A 16463-nucleotide genomic window follows, 5' to 3' on the forward strand; every position below is an offset into this window, starting at 1 on the left:
GATTATTAGTCTACAAAGTTAGTAGAGTAAATAATAAATCCAGCATTTTTATACCTTTGTTCCATCAATAAATTTTATAGTGACTCCATATTTTGCAGAAACTCGCATCAGATGGTCAGATCTTGATGCAAATAGACATCTAGCGAATGCTTCCTACATGAATTTTACATCCTATGCCCGAATGGACTACCTTCGTCATCTAGGCATTCATATGCGGGATTTGATGAAGTGGAATCTAGGTCCTGCCGTACTAAGAGAGGAATTTTCCTTTTTTAAAGAAGGGTATGATAACGAAGACATTATCATTACGGTAGAAGTAACCGGTATGTCTAAACAGGGTGAAATGTTTGAATTTACCCATAATCTTTACAAGAAAAAAGATGGAACACACATGGCATATTCACGCGTATTAGGAGTATGGTTTAGTATGGACCAAAGAAAAATAACTCCCCCTCCTACTGAAATGTTAGAGAAGTTCCAAAAGGTAGTAGCTCAGGATGCTAAGGTACTAAGCCTTGCAGATCTGAAAAACCTACCTGTAAAGCCTCAAAACATTAATATTGAAGATTGGCTTTGATTCTTCAGGATAACATAGTTCTACTCTCCAGAGGAATTGATTTTCTAGAGCTGGAAGTGCAGGATGCTATGGGTAATTTCCTGGTTACCTTTGCACCATCTCCCTCCTGCAACTGTTCTGAACCTCAGCCTTGCCCTCATATCCAAGCAGCGATGACTTGGAAAGATACCCAAAAAAAGGAAGTCATAACCTCTAAAGAAGGAAAGGCATATACCCGTCAGGGAATGATCCGACGCGTGCTAGCCGAACGAAAGAAACGTGCGGATTCTGAGAAATATGTACTAAAAAAGGCGTCAAACTCACACGGAGAACATAAACTAATCACCGCAGGAGGAAAAACCTATAAACTTACCTTAAGGACGAAGGATAATGGGTATTGCGACTGCTCCGACTATGCTACTAATAAACTGGGAACTTGCAAGCACCTCATGTTTGCCAAAAAACATTTGTCGGTATCTGATGATGCCTTCCCCTTTCTGGAGATATACCTAGATCCTCTAAATCATTACCAGATCACTTGGTTTGGCCCAGAAACGCTCCCTTTAGAACAGCAAAAATTGATTCGATTATACTTTGGTAACCAAAAATTCATACCCGAAAAGCAAACATTGATGTTTTTTGGCTTTATCAAAGAGGCAAAGAAGTTCAAGAATATTCTAATCCGCCCGGATGTACTGGAGAAAATCGAAAGCGAATTTGAAAAACAATTGTTGTTTCAAAAAGAAGCTGATACCCAACTGGATTTCTCTCTAATCAAAGCAGATTTATTCGAATATCAGAAAGAAGGGATCCAATTTGCTACCTTTAGAAAGGGCGCCATCTTGGCGGATGAAATGGGTTTGGGCAAAACCATTCAGGCCATTGGCGCAGCCATCTATAAAAAACAACTCCTGGGCTTCAAAAATTGCCTAATTGTTTGTCCTGCTTCCCTGAAAATGCAATGGAAGGCAGAGATTGAAAAGTTTACCAGTGAAACAGTCTTCCTGCCTGCTGACGGTAAATTTCAATTGAAAGATATTCCCTCCTACTTTATACTTCTAACGTATGAAACTATAGTTAAAGATATTTCTTACCTAAAGGAGCAGGGGTTTGATTTGATTATCCTGGATGAAGCACAAAGGATAAGAAACTTTGAAACCCAAACTTCAAATGCCATAAAAGCCCTACAAAAGAATCATGCTCTGGTTCTCACAGGTACACCCATTGAAAATAAACTGGTGGACCTTTATTCCATCACCGCTTTCATTGATCTAAAACTCTTGTCGCCCCTATGGGAGTTTTCTTACCAGCATTGTTACTTCGATGTTGAAAATGAAAACAAGATAACCGGGTATTACAACCTGAACAGTCTAAAGGAAAAACTGCAGCCTATCCTACTACGGAGAGAAAGAACAGAGGTGATGACTCAGTTGAACAAACGAACAATTATAGACATTCCGGTAGAAATGCATCCCGTTCAGAGGGAAATGCATGCCCAATTAGCCCAGAAGGTATCCATGATTGTCAGTAAAAAATTGAAAACTCCTTATGATTGGCAGATGTTAACCCAATATCTGCAGAAGATGAGGATGCTTTGCGACGGTGTTTTTCTCTTAGATCAGGAGCAAGATATATCTCCAAAATTAAAGGAATTAGAAGAAATTCTTCTAGAAAAGTTAGATTTAAAGGTTCAAAAGGTGCTCATCTTCTCCGAGTGGCTAGCGGTATTAGATAAGATAGCTATCATTTTACAAAGAAACGAGATAGATTTTGCCGTTTTAACTGGAAATGTACCTGTAAAATCTCGACAAAAGTTAGTAGATCAGTTTAACACAGACCAAAGGTGTAGAGTATTCTTATGCACAGAAACTGCCGGTTCGGGTCTAAACCTGCAATCTGCAGATACCGTTATAAACTTTGAACTTCCCTGGAATCCTGCAAAGAAAAATCAGAGAATAGGAAGGATTGATAGAATAGGTCAAAAAAATAGTAAGTTGACCATCATCAATCTGATCATGAGAGATTCCATTGAAACCAAGCTGATCCAAGGGCTAAAGCTCAAACAGGATTTGTTTGATAGTATCTTGGAGACGGGTAATGAGTCAGATGATGTAGACCTAACAGAAAAGGCTCAATTCCTTCAGGAATTGGAGCATGCATTTGCAGAGCAAGAGCACCCAAAAGATGAAATTCAGGAGATCTTGCAAAAGGGTATAGATTTCCTTTCAGGGATTTATAAGATTAGCACCGGAAAAGAGCTAAATCCGGAAGGATGTAGATTAGAAAAGGATATCCATACCGGAGAATGGGTTATCCGTTTTAAAATAGACTAAGTTGACCTGGCCTCTGAAAATGATCTTTACTTAGATCCGGAAGCTTTCTATCCGGCATATATTTTCGAATAGAAACTTGGTGGAGTGCGCGAATATTTTCGGCAAATCTACCCTCCCCTCTCATTCTTACCCCAAATCTGGAATCGTTAAGCTTTCCTCCATGACAGTCTTTGATTTGATTTAACACTTTCTCCGCTTTGTCCGGAAATGCTTGATAAATCCAATCTTCAAAGATAGGACCTATGGCTCCGTTCAGCCTAACTACCGTATAGCCCGCATATAAGGCACCTGCTTCTGCAGCGGCCTGGATTAGTTGAGGAATTTCATGATCATTTAGACCGGGAATAATGGGAGCAGTCATAACACCGGTAGGAATTCCCGCATCCGATAAGGTTTTCAAAGTCTGAAAACGTTTTACAGCAGTAGAGGTCCTAGGTTCTAGAGCTAGTCGTAGCTTTTCATCCATAGTAGTTACCGAAAGCAACACATGGACCAAATTCTTTTTGTTCAATGATTGCAGTAAATCCAGGTCCCTCAAAACCATCGAGTTTTTAGTTAAGATAGAAACGGGGTTACCGTATTTCAGGCATACTTCGAGCATCTTTCTAGTCAACTGGTATTTCCTTTCTGCAGGCTGATAGCAATCCGTATTGCCGGATAAACTGATGGTTTCAGGCTTCCATTTTTTGGATAAAAAGGTTTTCTCCAATAGTTCTGGAGCATTTCTTTTGATCATGATCTTACTCTCAAAATCCATTCCTGCTGAAAATCCCCAATACTCGTGCGAATTCCTAGCATAACAATAAATACATCCGTGTTCGCAACCCTGATAAGGATTTACATAGATCATGGCTCGCAGATCCGGACTATCGGTGAAGTTTACTACCTTTTTGGGATACTCTTCGAAATACTTCGTCTTTGGACTAAGGGTTTCGTCCAGTTCATATCTATTAGACTGGAAACCATTTGGAGTATTTATCTGCGCTCCCCTGCCCTTTGTACGTAAATGATCCATAGAACAAAAATACTTCCAATAAATGGTTTTAAGCAGGAGGGTTATGATAAGATTTGGATCAAAATACTATCTTTGAGATTGATGATTAGAGACAGAAAAATTTCATTGGTTTTAGGTAGTGGAGGAGCTAGAGGACTAGCTCATATTGGGGCTATTCGAGCCATTGAGGAACAGGGTGGAATCATAGATGAAATCGTTGGCTCTTCTATAGGTGCATTGATAGGTGGGATCTATGCCAAAGGTGATTTGTCCATTTTTGAGGATTGGGTAACTAAGTTGACCAACAGAGATGTACTGAGCCTGCTTGATTTTACTTGGCAAAGCACCGGTGTGGTTAAAGGTCAAAAGATATTAAATACGGTTAAACAACTTATTCCGGATGCACAGATAGAAGACCTTCCCATTCCCTTTGCTGCGGTGACAACAAATTTGACGAAGGAGTGCGACTGCTGCCTGGAATCCGGTTCCTTGTACGAAGCCATTAGGGCATCCATTTCTATCCCCGGAGTTTTTACTGCAGTACTTCAAGATGAAGACAAAATGGTAGATGGAGGAGTTCTTAATCCTTTGCCCTTAAAATACCTGAAGAAAAGAAAGGAAAACCTGGTTATTGCAGTGAACCTGGAAGCTCCCGCAGAGAAAAGAGAACAGATCTTCAGAGATAATAGCATGATAGCAGTGCTACAACACGCCTACTATGTGATGCGTAACCAAATCACTCAGCTCACTTTAGACCTTTATACTCCGGACTACGTAGTCCAAATACCACGTGATATCAGTGGAATTTGGGATTATGATAAAGCAAAATTCCTCATAGAAAGAGGTAAAGAACTAACCTATTCGGCCTTACAAGTAACTCCTAATTCATCATGCAACTCAAACCTATTGAAGTAGTTTCAAATATCAGTAAAGAGGAATTTGTTAAAAAGTATTATTTGCCGCAAAGACCCGTACTAATGAAGGGTTTAACGGATCAATGGAATCATAAATGGACTTTTGATCACATCAAAAAATTAGCTGGTGACCAAACCATTCCCCTATACAGTAATGCCAGAACTAAAGGGAACAAAAGCACCTATGAACCCGTGACCACTATGAATTTTGGAGAATATCTAGATATAATGCGTAGTGGTCCCACAGACCTCAGAATCTTCTTTTATACCATAAAAGACCACTGTCCTGCCCTTTTAGATGACTTTGAATACCCACCTATAGGTTTGAAGTATTTTAAGCGCTTACCGGCCTTGTTTTTCGGGGGATCAGATAGTAAGGTTTTTGCTCACTATGACATTGATTTGCCAGATAACCTGCATATCCATTTCGAAGGACATAAGAGAGTACTCCTATTTGATCCAAGCCAAAGTACAGCCTTGTACAAGGTCCCATTTTCCATTCATAATGCTGAAGGGATAGATCTGGATCAACCTGATTATGAGAAGTATCCTGCACTAAGGTTGGTAAAAGGACTTGAAGCCCATATGGAACATGGGGATGCATTGTATATGCCAAGCCGCTGGTGGCATTATATCGTCTATAAAGACCCCGGATTTTCTATGACATTAAGATCATTACCTTTAGGTCCAAAGGGAAAGTTAGGGATGTTGTACAATGTGTTCTTTATGCGAATGATTGACAACCTTATGCGTAAAATACAAGGGCAAAAATGGATAGATTACAAGAATGAATGGGCTATTCGGAGAACCCATAAAAAGTTGGGAATATCTTAAACAAAAAAAGGACTTCCAACAGGCAGTCCTTTTAAGTTTGAATAGATTTTTCAGTACGAACCTATAAACCAAGATCCGGATTGACCACTAAGTGTTGCACCCTTGGTTACAGTTTTTGTCTTCCAGTTGATCACATATAGTTTTCCTGATTCTCCTGATGGAGTTAAAGGGATATAAACTAAATCTTCATGAACTGCTATGTTCTGATATTGTGAGAAATCAAGACTACTCTCATACTCATTGCTGATTTTAGTGGCTGTCTTAGTATTTAAGTTTACTAAAGCGATATAGCCTCCTTTTCCGGCAATATTATAAAGCACCACTGCCTCTCCGTCTTTGATATATCTGAAGGCTTGAATGCGCGCTCCAGTAACGCCTAATGCAGCGTCTAAACTGAAGTGGTACGAATTATCGTAGGTATTTGTGTTCTTGCTGATACGTAAGATATCCTGACCGCTCGTCGCCGTAGCTTGATAGATATGTCCATCTGTACCCACGTACTGGGTCATGGTTCTGTAGCTGTGATTGTTTACCTTACTTACCTCAGAATAAATCAATTTTGGATTTGTTAAAGAAGGATAATCTACTACTAATGTGGTAGTTCCAATCTGACGATTTGCATTATCATTTGCCCAAGTTGGCTTTCCTTCAGCATTATAAGATAACTTTTTAGGGTCATATTTCGATACATTACATCCAATATAAATCTTGGTTTTTTCCGCATTCAATACCGGAACATCTATTCTACCCACATAGTAACCCTGAGCCTCCAATTCTTCCGGGAATGGGAATGCAAATTCAGCGGTATTAGGCACACGGGAGTTAATCAAATCAATGATGGCAATTCTCACAGTACCTCTAGTATACTTGTACACATGATTAGGTGCTGTTCCATCATACACCGTGCTTGCACCAGTTAAGTGTACTCCTATTCCTATGCCTTCTGCTGCTTTTACCCAGCGAGGAGAGGTACCAATGATATCAGACAAAACTAATTCGTTTCCGGTATCTATAAAATTCTTACCTCCATTAACGCGATATTTATTAAATACCCCACCGTCTTCTCCAGTGTATTGGATATTGTATAATTCCGTTCCGTCTTCTGAGGCTTGAACACGAGCTGTTCTTGCTGATCTTAATCCGAAACCATTTTGGTAGATATTTAATACATAGCTAGGATCAATGGCCTGTTCAGGAGTTAAGGCAAAAGCCATGGTTCCTCCGTTTCCGGCAGTACCTGCTTCATCAGGAATAGAAGCAGTTAGTGTGATAAATTCTCTTCCTTTTCCTTCCTCTTCTTTCTGTGGATCTGCAGTATTTTCTTCACAAGAGGTCAAAATACTTGCACCTAATATGGACATTAGGAATAGCGATCGTAGTTGGATCTTTTTCATCATTTACTTAGTGTATAATTTAATTTAACAGAGAAACTTCTACCCGGTTTTTGAACACCGAAGTTGTCATATATTTCAGCATTTAGAATATTCTTTGCATCCAAACTGGCTACGAATTTTTGGTTCGGAAATCTGTAGGAGAGTCCCAGATCATGGTAAAACTGGGTAGGTGTAGTAAACCATTCAGAATCCATCCAAACCGTATTAAATGGTGCCACATAACCCGTACTATAGTAGATGGTTAAGTACGCTTTTTTCATAAAAAGATCTTTCCATCTGTACTGCACACTTCCGTTCATGGTGAAGAAAGGTTCGTTAGGAAGTTGACGGTTATAAAGGTCATGTGGCCTTCCTTTCTCGTCGTATTTTAACTTAAAAAGAGAGTTGAATTTTGAAAAATTGAACAAAGCGTGGAGCTTATTATCATAGGCGTATATAACTTCACCTTCAAAGCCCTTTGACTGCGTTTTTTGAAGGTTAGTGTATCGTGTAACTTCAATGTCTCCATCACTTTCTCTACCCGGAATAATGGCGTCTTGTACAGCCTGAAGGGTGATTTTATTGAAACCATTTCTCCAGAAGGTGTTGGCGTATAAGGTTAGTTTATGTTTTCCCTTGTCCCAAGAGCCGTATCGGAATCCTAGGTTATAATTGATATTCTTTTCTCCTATTAGGCCGGGGTTATCAAGAATGTTGTTTTCAAAATCCCCATAGAGCTGGCTTTCTGTAGGCATTATATAGGAATTCTCAGTAGAGCTGATAAGGTTTAGAAGCGGGATGATTTCGTAAGATATAGTAGCGGCGTAACCTTTATTTCTATTGATGCTTTTGTTTTGAACTCTGTTTATTTTATCATTTTCAATAACAGGTTTCGTTTGAATGGTTCTGTTAGTGGTGTATTTGCCTAAAACATTCGTTCTAAGTTTGTTTTGGAAGAACTGAGCCTCATAATTTAAAGCGAAGATATTATTCATGACCGCACTGGTAGTCACCAGATCTTTATTTACTGGTTTCAATAGGTCATTGTCATTCCTGTCTGTAGATTCAAGTTTATGGTTAAAAGAAATACGGTGTCCCCTAACTATAGTGTAGGCTAAATTTGCTCGAGAATTCGTAACCCATCTTTCCACTTCTGTGATGCTTTTGGGACCTTGTTGGCCCATGCCTGCAACAGGCGGTACGGGTATTTCTACGCCGTTTCTAATGATCATTCTAGGTTTTCCATCCCAGTTGTACACTTGTCCTACCGTATCTTGTATATAAGTGGTTCTATAACTACGTACAGCATTGATATTCATAGCCATACCTCGGGTCAGGAAATTGTTTTTATTGTAATTTAAGCTGACTACATGAGCTTGATACTCACCAAATCTACCTACATACGGCCTCGCCATAGTAGTACCGTGAGGTATCTCTTTATAGGTATCAGAAACATTATAACCTAGGAAAAACTGATCTGCCCATTTAACTCCTGTATATCCCATTTCTACACGAGCTCCAATGGATTCGTATTCGTCATTGAATCTTTTGGCTTTATAGTATCGTTCCAAAGTCAAATCAGAATGAACATACTTGGAAAACTTGCCCCAAGTGGTGTATGAATTATCTGTATGAAGGTAAAAAGCAGAGCCTCTTAAAGTAAATCCCGACTTAGTATTCCTATAAGAACCGGATAAATCACTCTGGAAAGTGTTAAAAGATCCATAGGAAACTGCACCAGTGATGTTATTGGATGAGGCATCTTTCTTTAAAACCACATTTATGGCTCCCCCTACATAGTCACCGGTAAGATGTGCGGGAAGTACTCCTTTATATACTTCTATTCGCTCTATCATGGCCGGAGGAATGTTGTTCAAGTTGAAAGAAGAACCGTAAGTAGAGATCTCAATTCCGTCTAGAAAGATTCCTACCGCACTGCCTGACATTCCGTTCAGGTTATATTCCACACGGGAGCCCATTCCCCCATTTTGTCTAACTCTAACTCCTACGGTTCTATCTAATAGCTCATTGGTGGTCACACTTCGTAAGGAAGCTTCTTTCGTCTGAATAATGGAGACAGTAAAACCGGCTGTTTCCATCTGTCTCTTCTCTGTTTTCCCTTGAACCTTGACTTCAGATAATTCATTCTCCGTACGCATTTTCACGGAAAAATCCTGTTTGTGTTCAGATTTTGATATTTGAACTTTAAAACTGGATGTGTGTATCTCTAAGGATGTAATCTTTAATTGGTATGTGCCAAATGGAACATTCCTAAATTCAAATCTTCCTTTATCATCACTCATTACAGCAAAAGAAGTACCTTCCAGTACTACTGTTGCAAAGGCTACCGGCTCCTGACGGTCTCCTACTATTTTACCACTAAAATGGCTTTGTTGCGCAAATACTTTAGTTGGTAATAGTAAAATGGAAATAATCAGTAGTCGTATATACATTTTCGCCTGAACTATTTAGATTAATTAAAAATAATGACCGCAAAATTAGATTAATTCCAAATAGTGTCAAGTAATATTTTAAAAGTATCCCTTATTTAGAATGAAAGTGGAGGTTTTGGCTTATGATTATAATAGTAATTCTTAAATAAATACAATATTTCAAAATCAAAGGAATCATAAGTTTTTGAAACTGATTTATATATCTGTGATAAGCTCTGCTCAATTTTAAAAGACAGTTCCTAACTTTGCAGCCCCAAATTTCTGGTTTTGAACGCACGCGATTTTCTTAAGATATACTCCCATGACAGTTTTGTGCAGAACGTAGGTGATGCACTGGGCAGGACTCATCATGTCCGTATTCAGGGTTTAACTGGAAGCTTAAAGAGCATTAGTACGGCGGCTTTGTATGAAAATCTTAAGAAATTCATACTAGTTATTTTAGAAGATAGAGAAGAAGCCCTGTATTTCTACAATGACCTTCAGAACCTTTATGGTTATGAGGCAGAGGAAATTGCCTACTTCCCCGCATCTTTTAAACATGAATCGGGTGAAATTGAAAATGCAAATATCATACAGAGATCAGCACTTTTGACTCGCTTCTCTAGTACACAGCCCTTATTGATTGTGACATATCCGGAGGCTTTGGTGGAGAAAGTAGTAAGTAAGAAGTCTTTAGTGGCAAACACCCTCAAAGTAAAGGTAGGAGATACTCTGGATTTGAACTTTGTCACTGAACTTCTGGATTCTTATCAATTTGAGAAAACAGACTTTGTATATGAACCCGGTCAATTTGCCGTTCGTGGCGGGATTCTTGACGTATTTTCGTATTCCGCTGAGGTTCCTTATAGAATTGAGTTATTTGGTGATGAAGTAGAAAGTATACGCGCCTTTGAAGCGGAATCTCAGTTATCAACCCAAAAGACGGATCAGATCAGCATTACGCCGAATCTACAGGATAAGCTGCAAGTAGAAGAAACCGTTTCTTTCTTTAACTTCTTGCCTTCAGATGCATTAATGGCTATAAATGATCTCAGTTTTATCTTAGACAGGTCAGATGCCTATTACCAAAAAGTAGAGAGAAGGTACGAAGAAACCGGTAGTGGAGATATTAATTTGAACCTCCCTCCTCATGTTACCCACATGAACTCGGAGGAAATCAAGAAGGAAGTAGCCAAACATACCACCATAGAATGGGGTAAAAGTGGATATTTTACTAAAGCTGAGGTTTTTGAGTTTGAGTCTAAACCACAGCCTTCTTTTCATAAAGACTTTCAATTATTGAATCAGAACTTGACAGAAAAGCAAGTGGAAGGATATTCCATTTTTATCGCTTCTGATTCATTAAAACAATTAAACAGGTTAGAAACACTCTTTGCGGAAGTCAATCCCCAGTTCAAATTTACTCCCCTTTCGGCTAATCTTAGAGAAGGGTTTATTGACGTCCAAAATAAACTCTTGGTATACACTGAACATCAGATCTTTGAAAGATTTAATAGATATAAAGAGAAGGAGAAATTTAATAAGTCTAAGGCCTTAACACTGAAAGAGCTCAAGACCTTACAACCCGGAGATTTTGTAACCCATGTGGATTATGGAATAGGACGTTTCGCCGGGATGGAAACCATAGACGTAGGAGGTAAAAAGCAGGAAGCTATCCGATTAGTCTACCGAGACAATGACCTCTTGTATGTGAACATTCACAGCTTACACAAAATTTCCAAGTATTCTGGAAAAGAAGGTGAGCCACCTACCATGAGTAAATTAGGCTCAGGAGAATGGGAAGTTAGAAAATCTAAGGTCAAAAAACAGGTAAAGGATATAGCCAAAGAGCTGATTGCCCTCTATGCGAAACGTAGGGAAGCACCTGGATTTGCCTTCTCTCCGGATAATTATCTCCAAATAGAGCTGGAATCTTCATTTATGTATGAAGACACTCCGGATCAGGCTGCAGCTACAGCTAAAGTCAAAGCAGATATGGAGAAACCCTATCCTATGGACCGTTTAGTATGCGGTGATGTAGGGTTTGGTAAGACGGAAGTGGCCATACGTGCTGCTTTTAAGGCCGCGGTGGATGGAAAACAGGTAGCAGTTTTAGTGCCCACGACTATCCTGGCCCTTCAACATTTCAGAACGTTCTCTGAACGTCTATCAAATATGCCGGTCACTGTAGATTATCTCAATAGATTTAAGACCACAAAGGATACGAATAAAACCCTTAAAGACGTGAAAGAGGGGAAAGTAGATATCCTAATTGGTACACAAAAGCTCTTGAGTAAGAGTTTACAGTTTAAGGATTTGGGACTTCTCATCATTGACGAAGAACAAAAATTCGGGGTGAAAGCAAAGGACAGAATCAAGGAATTGAAGCTAAACGTAGACGTCCTAACACTTACAGCCACCCCTATTCCGCGTACACTTCATTTCTCTTTGATGGGTGCCAGAGATTTATCTGTGATCGCTACTCCTCCTCCTACCCGACAAACCGTAGAGACCAGAGTAGAAACCTTCAAAGAAGAAATTATCCGTGACGCTATCACTTATGAATTAAACAGAGGTGGTCAGGTATTCTTTGTACATAACCGTGTGGGAGATATAGACAGAATAGCTAATATCATCTATCGATTGGTGCCGGAAGCAAAGATTGGCGTAGCGCACGGACAGATGGAAGGTGAAAAACTAGAAAAGGTGATGATCAGGTTCATTGAAAATGAAACCAATATCCTGATATCAACAAACATCATTGAATCAGGTCTGGATATTCCTAACGCAAACACCATCATCATTAACCAAGCCCATATGTTTGGTCTGTCAGACCTGCACCAGATGAGAGGTAGAGTAGGTAGATCGAATAAAAAAGCTTTCTGCTATTTATTAACTCCTCCCCTATCCAGCCTCACTACAGATGCTAGGAAGCGAATGCAGACCATTGAACAATTCTCTGATTTAGGAGATGGTTTCAAGGTTGCCATGCGTGACCTAGACATCAGAGGAGCAGGTAATCTTCTTGGCGCAGAACAAAGCGGATTTATCAATGATTTGGGGTACGAAATGTATCATAAAATCCTGGATGAAGCAGTTTCTGAATTGAAAGAAACCGAATTCAGAAGCTTATTTGAAGAAGAATTAAGCGAGAAAAACTTCAAAATAGAAGATTGTCAGATAGAGACGGATATGCAGATCCTTATTCCGGATGCCTACATATCCAATATCGCCGAGAGGCTTTCGGTTTATAATACCATTGACACTCTAAAAACAGAAGATGAGCTGAATAAATTGAAGTCTTCTTTGATAGATAGGTTCGGGCCATTACCAGATGAAGTAGAGGAGCTGTTTAAGATTGTAAGAATCAGATGGAAAGCCGAATTTATAGGATTTGAAAAATTAGTTTTGAAAAATAATAAACTAAAAGGCTATTTCGTTTCAGAAAAGCATCAATCCTACTATCAAAACGATAAATTTGGCAAAATTCTTGATTTCATTAAATTGAATCCAAAACTTGCTGCTTTAAAGCAAGTTAAGGATAAATTGGTGTTTGAAGTGAATGATGTGAAAGCTATTCAGCAAATAGATGACCTATTTGATAAGATAAGAATTCACATTGAAAGCTAAGATTCCAGATATTTAATTTATTTTTGCGATTCGTGTAATAAAAATAATTTATAATGAAGAGACTAATTCTAAGTGTTCCTTTCCTAGCACTTACTCTTTTTGTTGCGGCATCTTGCAGCAGCGGTAAAAAATCTTCGAATGATCCAGGCAAAAGAAGCCGCACCACCGGTGCTGCTTATGCAAAAAAAGAAGGTGAAGGTTTTAGAGTGGCTGATTTTAAAGGCCAACCTGCCGGTCCAAATATGGTATTTATTGAAGGTGGACGTTTCGTCATGGGTACCCTTGAGGAAGACGTTATGTATTCACGTGATAACATAGATCGTACTGTTACCGTAAGTTCATTCTACATGGACGAAACGGAGATTGCTAACCTTGACTATCTGGAGTATCTATACGCTGTAAGTAGAGATTCTACTCGTGAATTCTATGCTGCCGCTCTTCCGGATACTACCGTTTGGGCACATGAAATGTCTTTTAACGACCAGTATGTAGATCAATATTTACGTTACCCAGGTTTCCGTAGTTATCCTGTAGTAGGGGTTTCATGGGTACAAGCTAATGACTATTGTAAATGGAGATCCGCTGTAGTAAACCGCGAAATGTACGCTAAATACGGTGGAAAAGGGGAAAAGAAAACCTTGTCATTCGGTAGAAAGAAGAAAGGTGCGGAAGAGGTAGCTGATAACACCCCTCAAGTTACAGGGAGAGTTCCTATTGAAACCGGTATTAACCTTCCAGATTTCCGCTTACCTACGGAGGCAGAATGGGAATATGCAGCTAAGGCAACTATTGGAACCCTTTCCGTAGATGAAAACTATGATAACCGTATTTATCCATGGGATGGTTCTTCATTAAGAAGAGCAAAAGGAAAGGCTCGTGGTGAAATGCAAGCTAACTATAAAAGAGGTAGAGGTGACTACGCCGGTATTGCAGGAAGATTGAACGATAAATACCAAATCACCGCCCCTGTATACGAATACTATCCTAATGATTTCGGTCTTTATAACATGGCCGGAAACGTGAACGAATGGGTGTATGACTTGTATCGTCCTAACTCTTATAGAGACTTTAACGACTTGAACCCCATTCGTAGAAGTGATTACCAAGACGAAGAAAAGAATTACGATAACGCCAATTATAATTCACTAATTAATAACCGCGTTAGAGTATACAAAGGAGGTTCTTGGAACGACGTAGCTTATTGGCTATCTCCTGGTACCAGAAGATTCTTAGATCAGGATTCTTCTACCGCTACTATCGGGTTCCGTTGTGCCATGATCTCTGTAGGCTCAGCCGGAAAAAGAAAATTATAAGATATTCTTCTATGTTTTTAAGCCTGCATCCTCAAATGCAGGCTTTTTTTTGTGTGCCCAGCATGTGCAATAACTCTAGGGTGTAAGTCCCGAACACGCCTTTACAGTGGGAAGTGTTAGCTTATGACAAGGGTGTCCACCGTGAGGTGGAATCTGAAGGAAGTCTGAGGCAAAACCTCGATCCGACGAACAGAAACTACATACAAGGCCGCAAGTGTTGGGTGAGGCTGCAAAACAAGCCGAAGCCCTAAACTGTACGGAAACACTATGGTAAATGTAGCGGATATATGAGGTGAAAGTTATTGTTCTTACCTGGGGAGATCTGACTAAACTCTGTCAAAGGTATACGCGAATGCCCGCGAAGAAACATATAGCAGAATAATAATGCTAGTATGCTTTAGTCAGAAGTCAGCAGAGGACATAGTACCCTGCTTCTCTACTTTATACAGGGGAAGGTCTGAATGTTAGAATGGCAAAGGAACCATGAAGTTTATGACGAAGTGTTAAAAGCCGAACCACATAAGAGAACTGCTTGCATGAGGGTAGGTCGGAAACTGATAGTAAAATGCAAGAGGAGCTTAGCTGAGTCGTGCAACGAAGTGGACACAATGCCTGAGGTTTTTTTTTAGTAATACTATGTTGGAAGAGATATTACACATCCGAAATGTCAAACACGCAGTTGATCGTGTCATCTCTAATGGAGGTGCTAGCGGAGTTGATGGTATGCAGATCGATAATCTTCGTGACTACCTTAACACGCACTGGCAATCCCTGCGATCGGATATTCTCTCTGGCACTTACCGCCCACAAGCTGTTCGGAAAGTAGAGATTCCCAAAGCAAGTGGCGGCAAGCGTATGCTGGGTATCCCAACGGTCATCGACCGTGTTATTCAGCAAAGCATTTCCCAATGGCTTGGGTTAAAGTATGAGGGTGATTTTCACGATAACAGCTACGGCTTCCGTCCGAATCGTAATGCTCATCAGGCCGTCATTAAAGCGCAAGAGTATCTGAACTTGGGCTACACGTGGGTCGTTGAACTTGATTTGGAACAATTCTTCGATCAAGTGAACCACGACATACTGATGCATCTTTTGAGCAAGAAGATTACGGATCGTCGAGTCCTAGCGCTGATCGGGAAATACCTTCGTTGTGGGATTATGGATCATGGTCTTGAACAAAAGCGAACCAAGGGCACACCACAGGGCAGTCCTTTAAGTCCACTTTTGTCAAACATCATCCTGAACGAACTGGATACGGAACTCAGCTCCCGTGGACATCGATTTGTACGTTATGCGGATGACTGTAGTATCTACGCGAAGAGCAATAAATCCGCCACTCGTATTATGCGCAACATCACCAGTTACATCGAATCTACACTAAAACTGAAAGTGAACCGTGAAAAGAGTAAGGTAAGCAAACCTTCCCAAAGTAGTTTACTCGGCTTTAGTTTCTTCAAAACTCAAGGAGATTGGCAGATTCGTATCTCTGCAAAGAGTATCGAACGAATCCGAGAGAAGTTACGTCAAAATACTCGACGTAATACAGCTACTCCTATGCATGAGCGACTGACTAAACTACGGCAAATTATTCACGGCTGGGTGGATTACTTTCGTATAGCAACGAATAAGAAGGTGATGGTAACACTAGATGAACTAGTGCGAAGACGCTTGCGTGTTCTGCTTTGGAAGCAATGGAAGACCGCAGGTAATCGAATTCGGAACTTAATGAAACTGGGAGCCAAACGCTGGCTTGCCTACCAACATGCGAACACCCGTAAATCCTATACTCGGACAGGGACAAGCCCTATCGTTCAAACAACGCTAACAAACTCATACTTTACTAAATTAGGTTACGAAGGATTTGCAGACTACTATTACTGGAGAACAACGCATCAAACGACGTTATTCTAACAAACCGCCTTGGTACGGATCCGTATGCCGGGTGGTGTGAGAGGACAGATAGGGAAATAATCCCTATCTTCCTACTCGATTGCCTCCGTTGAAAAAATATGATCTATTCATTTCTATAGGTTCGAGAACGATTTCGAAATGAAGAATCTTTTGTCAAAGCGTCTTTTACTATA

The 16463-nt window shown here is 39.9% G+C and carries 10 protein-coding genes; 7 read left to right on the plus strand and 3 right to left on the minus strand.

Annotation, left to right across the window (positions count from 1 at the left end; translation table 11 throughout):
- Positions 1 to 79 precede the first annotated feature (79 nt).
- Positions 80 to 577: an acyl-CoA thioesterase gene (locus LBYS_RS12960; protein WP_013409297.1), complete on the plus strand. Its 498-nt coding sequence runs from the start codon at positions 80 to 82 to the stop codon at positions 575 to 577.
- Positions 568 to 2889, plus strand: a complete 2322-nt coding sequence (locus tag LBYS_RS12965) for a DEAD/DEAH box helicase (protein ID WP_013409298.1) — start codon at positions 568 to 570, stop codon at positions 2887 to 2889. The genes LBYS_RS12960 and LBYS_RS12965 overlap by 10 nt, the downstream gene beginning before the upstream one ends.
- On the opposite strand, the gene LBYS_RS12970 is transcribed toward LBYS_RS12965, so the two are convergent.
- On the minus strand, positions 2876 to 3904 hold the full coding sequence (locus LBYS_RS12970) for a PA0069 family radical SAM protein (RefSeq protein ID WP_013409299.1): 1029 nt from the start codon (positions 3902 to 3904) through the stop codon (positions 2876 to 2878). The two genes, LBYS_RS12965 and LBYS_RS12970, sit on opposite strands and share 14 nt — an antisense overlap.
- On the opposite strand from LBYS_RS12970, the gene LBYS_RS12975 reads away from it, so the two are divergent.
- Both LBYS_RS12975 and LBYS_RS12980 read left to right on the plus strand, forming a co-directional pair.
- Positions 3896 to 4798: a patatin-like phospholipase family protein gene (locus tag LBYS_RS12975; protein WP_148225825.1), complete on the plus strand. Its 903-nt coding sequence runs from the start codon at positions 3896 to 3898 to the stop codon at positions 4796 to 4798. The two genes, LBYS_RS12970 and LBYS_RS12975, sit on opposite strands and share 9 nt — an antisense overlap.
- On the plus strand, positions 4774 to 5631 hold the full coding sequence (locus LBYS_RS12980; protein ID WP_013409301.1) for a cupin-like domain-containing protein: 858 nt from the start codon (positions 4774 to 4776) through the stop codon (positions 5629 to 5631). Before LBYS_RS12975 ends, LBYS_RS12980 begins: the two co-directional genes overlap by 25 nt.
- A gap of 50 nt (positions 5632 to 5681) precedes the next feature.
- Here the strand turns inward: LBYS_RS12980 and LBYS_RS12985 are convergent, their stop codons facing one another.
- Positions 5682 to 7028, minus strand: a complete 1347-nt coding sequence (locus LBYS_RS12985) for a DUF4374 domain-containing protein (protein WP_013409302.1) — start codon at positions 7026 to 7028, stop codon at positions 5682 to 5684.
- Complete coding sequence (locus tag LBYS_RS12990; protein ID WP_013409303.1) at positions 7025 to 9457, minus strand: TonB-dependent receptor; 2433 nt, start codon at positions 9455 to 9457, stop codon at positions 7025 to 7027. Before LBYS_RS12990 ends, LBYS_RS12985 begins: the two co-directional genes overlap by 4 nt.
- Positions 9458 to 9724: 267 nt before the next feature.
- Here LBYS_RS12990 and mfd point away from each other — a divergent pair, with 267 nt between their 5' ends.
- The 3 genes from mfd (at position 9725) to ltrA (ending at position 16290) form a co-directional block, all read left to right on the plus strand.
- Positions 9725 to 13066: a transcription-repair coupling factor gene (gene mfd / locus LBYS_RS12995; RefSeq protein WP_013409304.1), complete on the plus strand. Its 3342-nt coding sequence runs from the start codon at positions 9725 to 9727 to the stop codon at positions 13064 to 13066.
- 53 nt (positions 13067 to 13119) lie between these two features.
- Positions 13120 to 14379, plus strand: a complete 1260-nt coding sequence (gldJ, locus tag LBYS_RS13000) for a gliding motility lipoprotein GldJ (RefSeq protein ID WP_013409305.1) — start codon at positions 13120 to 13122, stop codon at positions 14377 to 14379.
- Between the two features lie 636 nt (positions 14380 to 15015).
- The gene (gene ltrA / locus LBYS_RS13005) at positions 15016 to 16290 is read left to right on the plus strand and encodes a group II intron reverse transcriptase/maturase (RefSeq protein ID WP_049781352.1); all 1275 of its coding nucleotides are present in this window, start codon (positions 15016 to 15018) and stop codon (positions 16288 to 16290) included.
- Positions 16291 to 16463: the final 173 nt, after the last annotated feature.

This window comes from Leadbetterella byssophila DSM 17132 (assembly GCF_000166395.1).
Lineage (GTDB): Bacteria > Bacteroidota > Bacteroidia > Cytophagales > Spirosomataceae > Leadbetterella > Leadbetterella byssophila.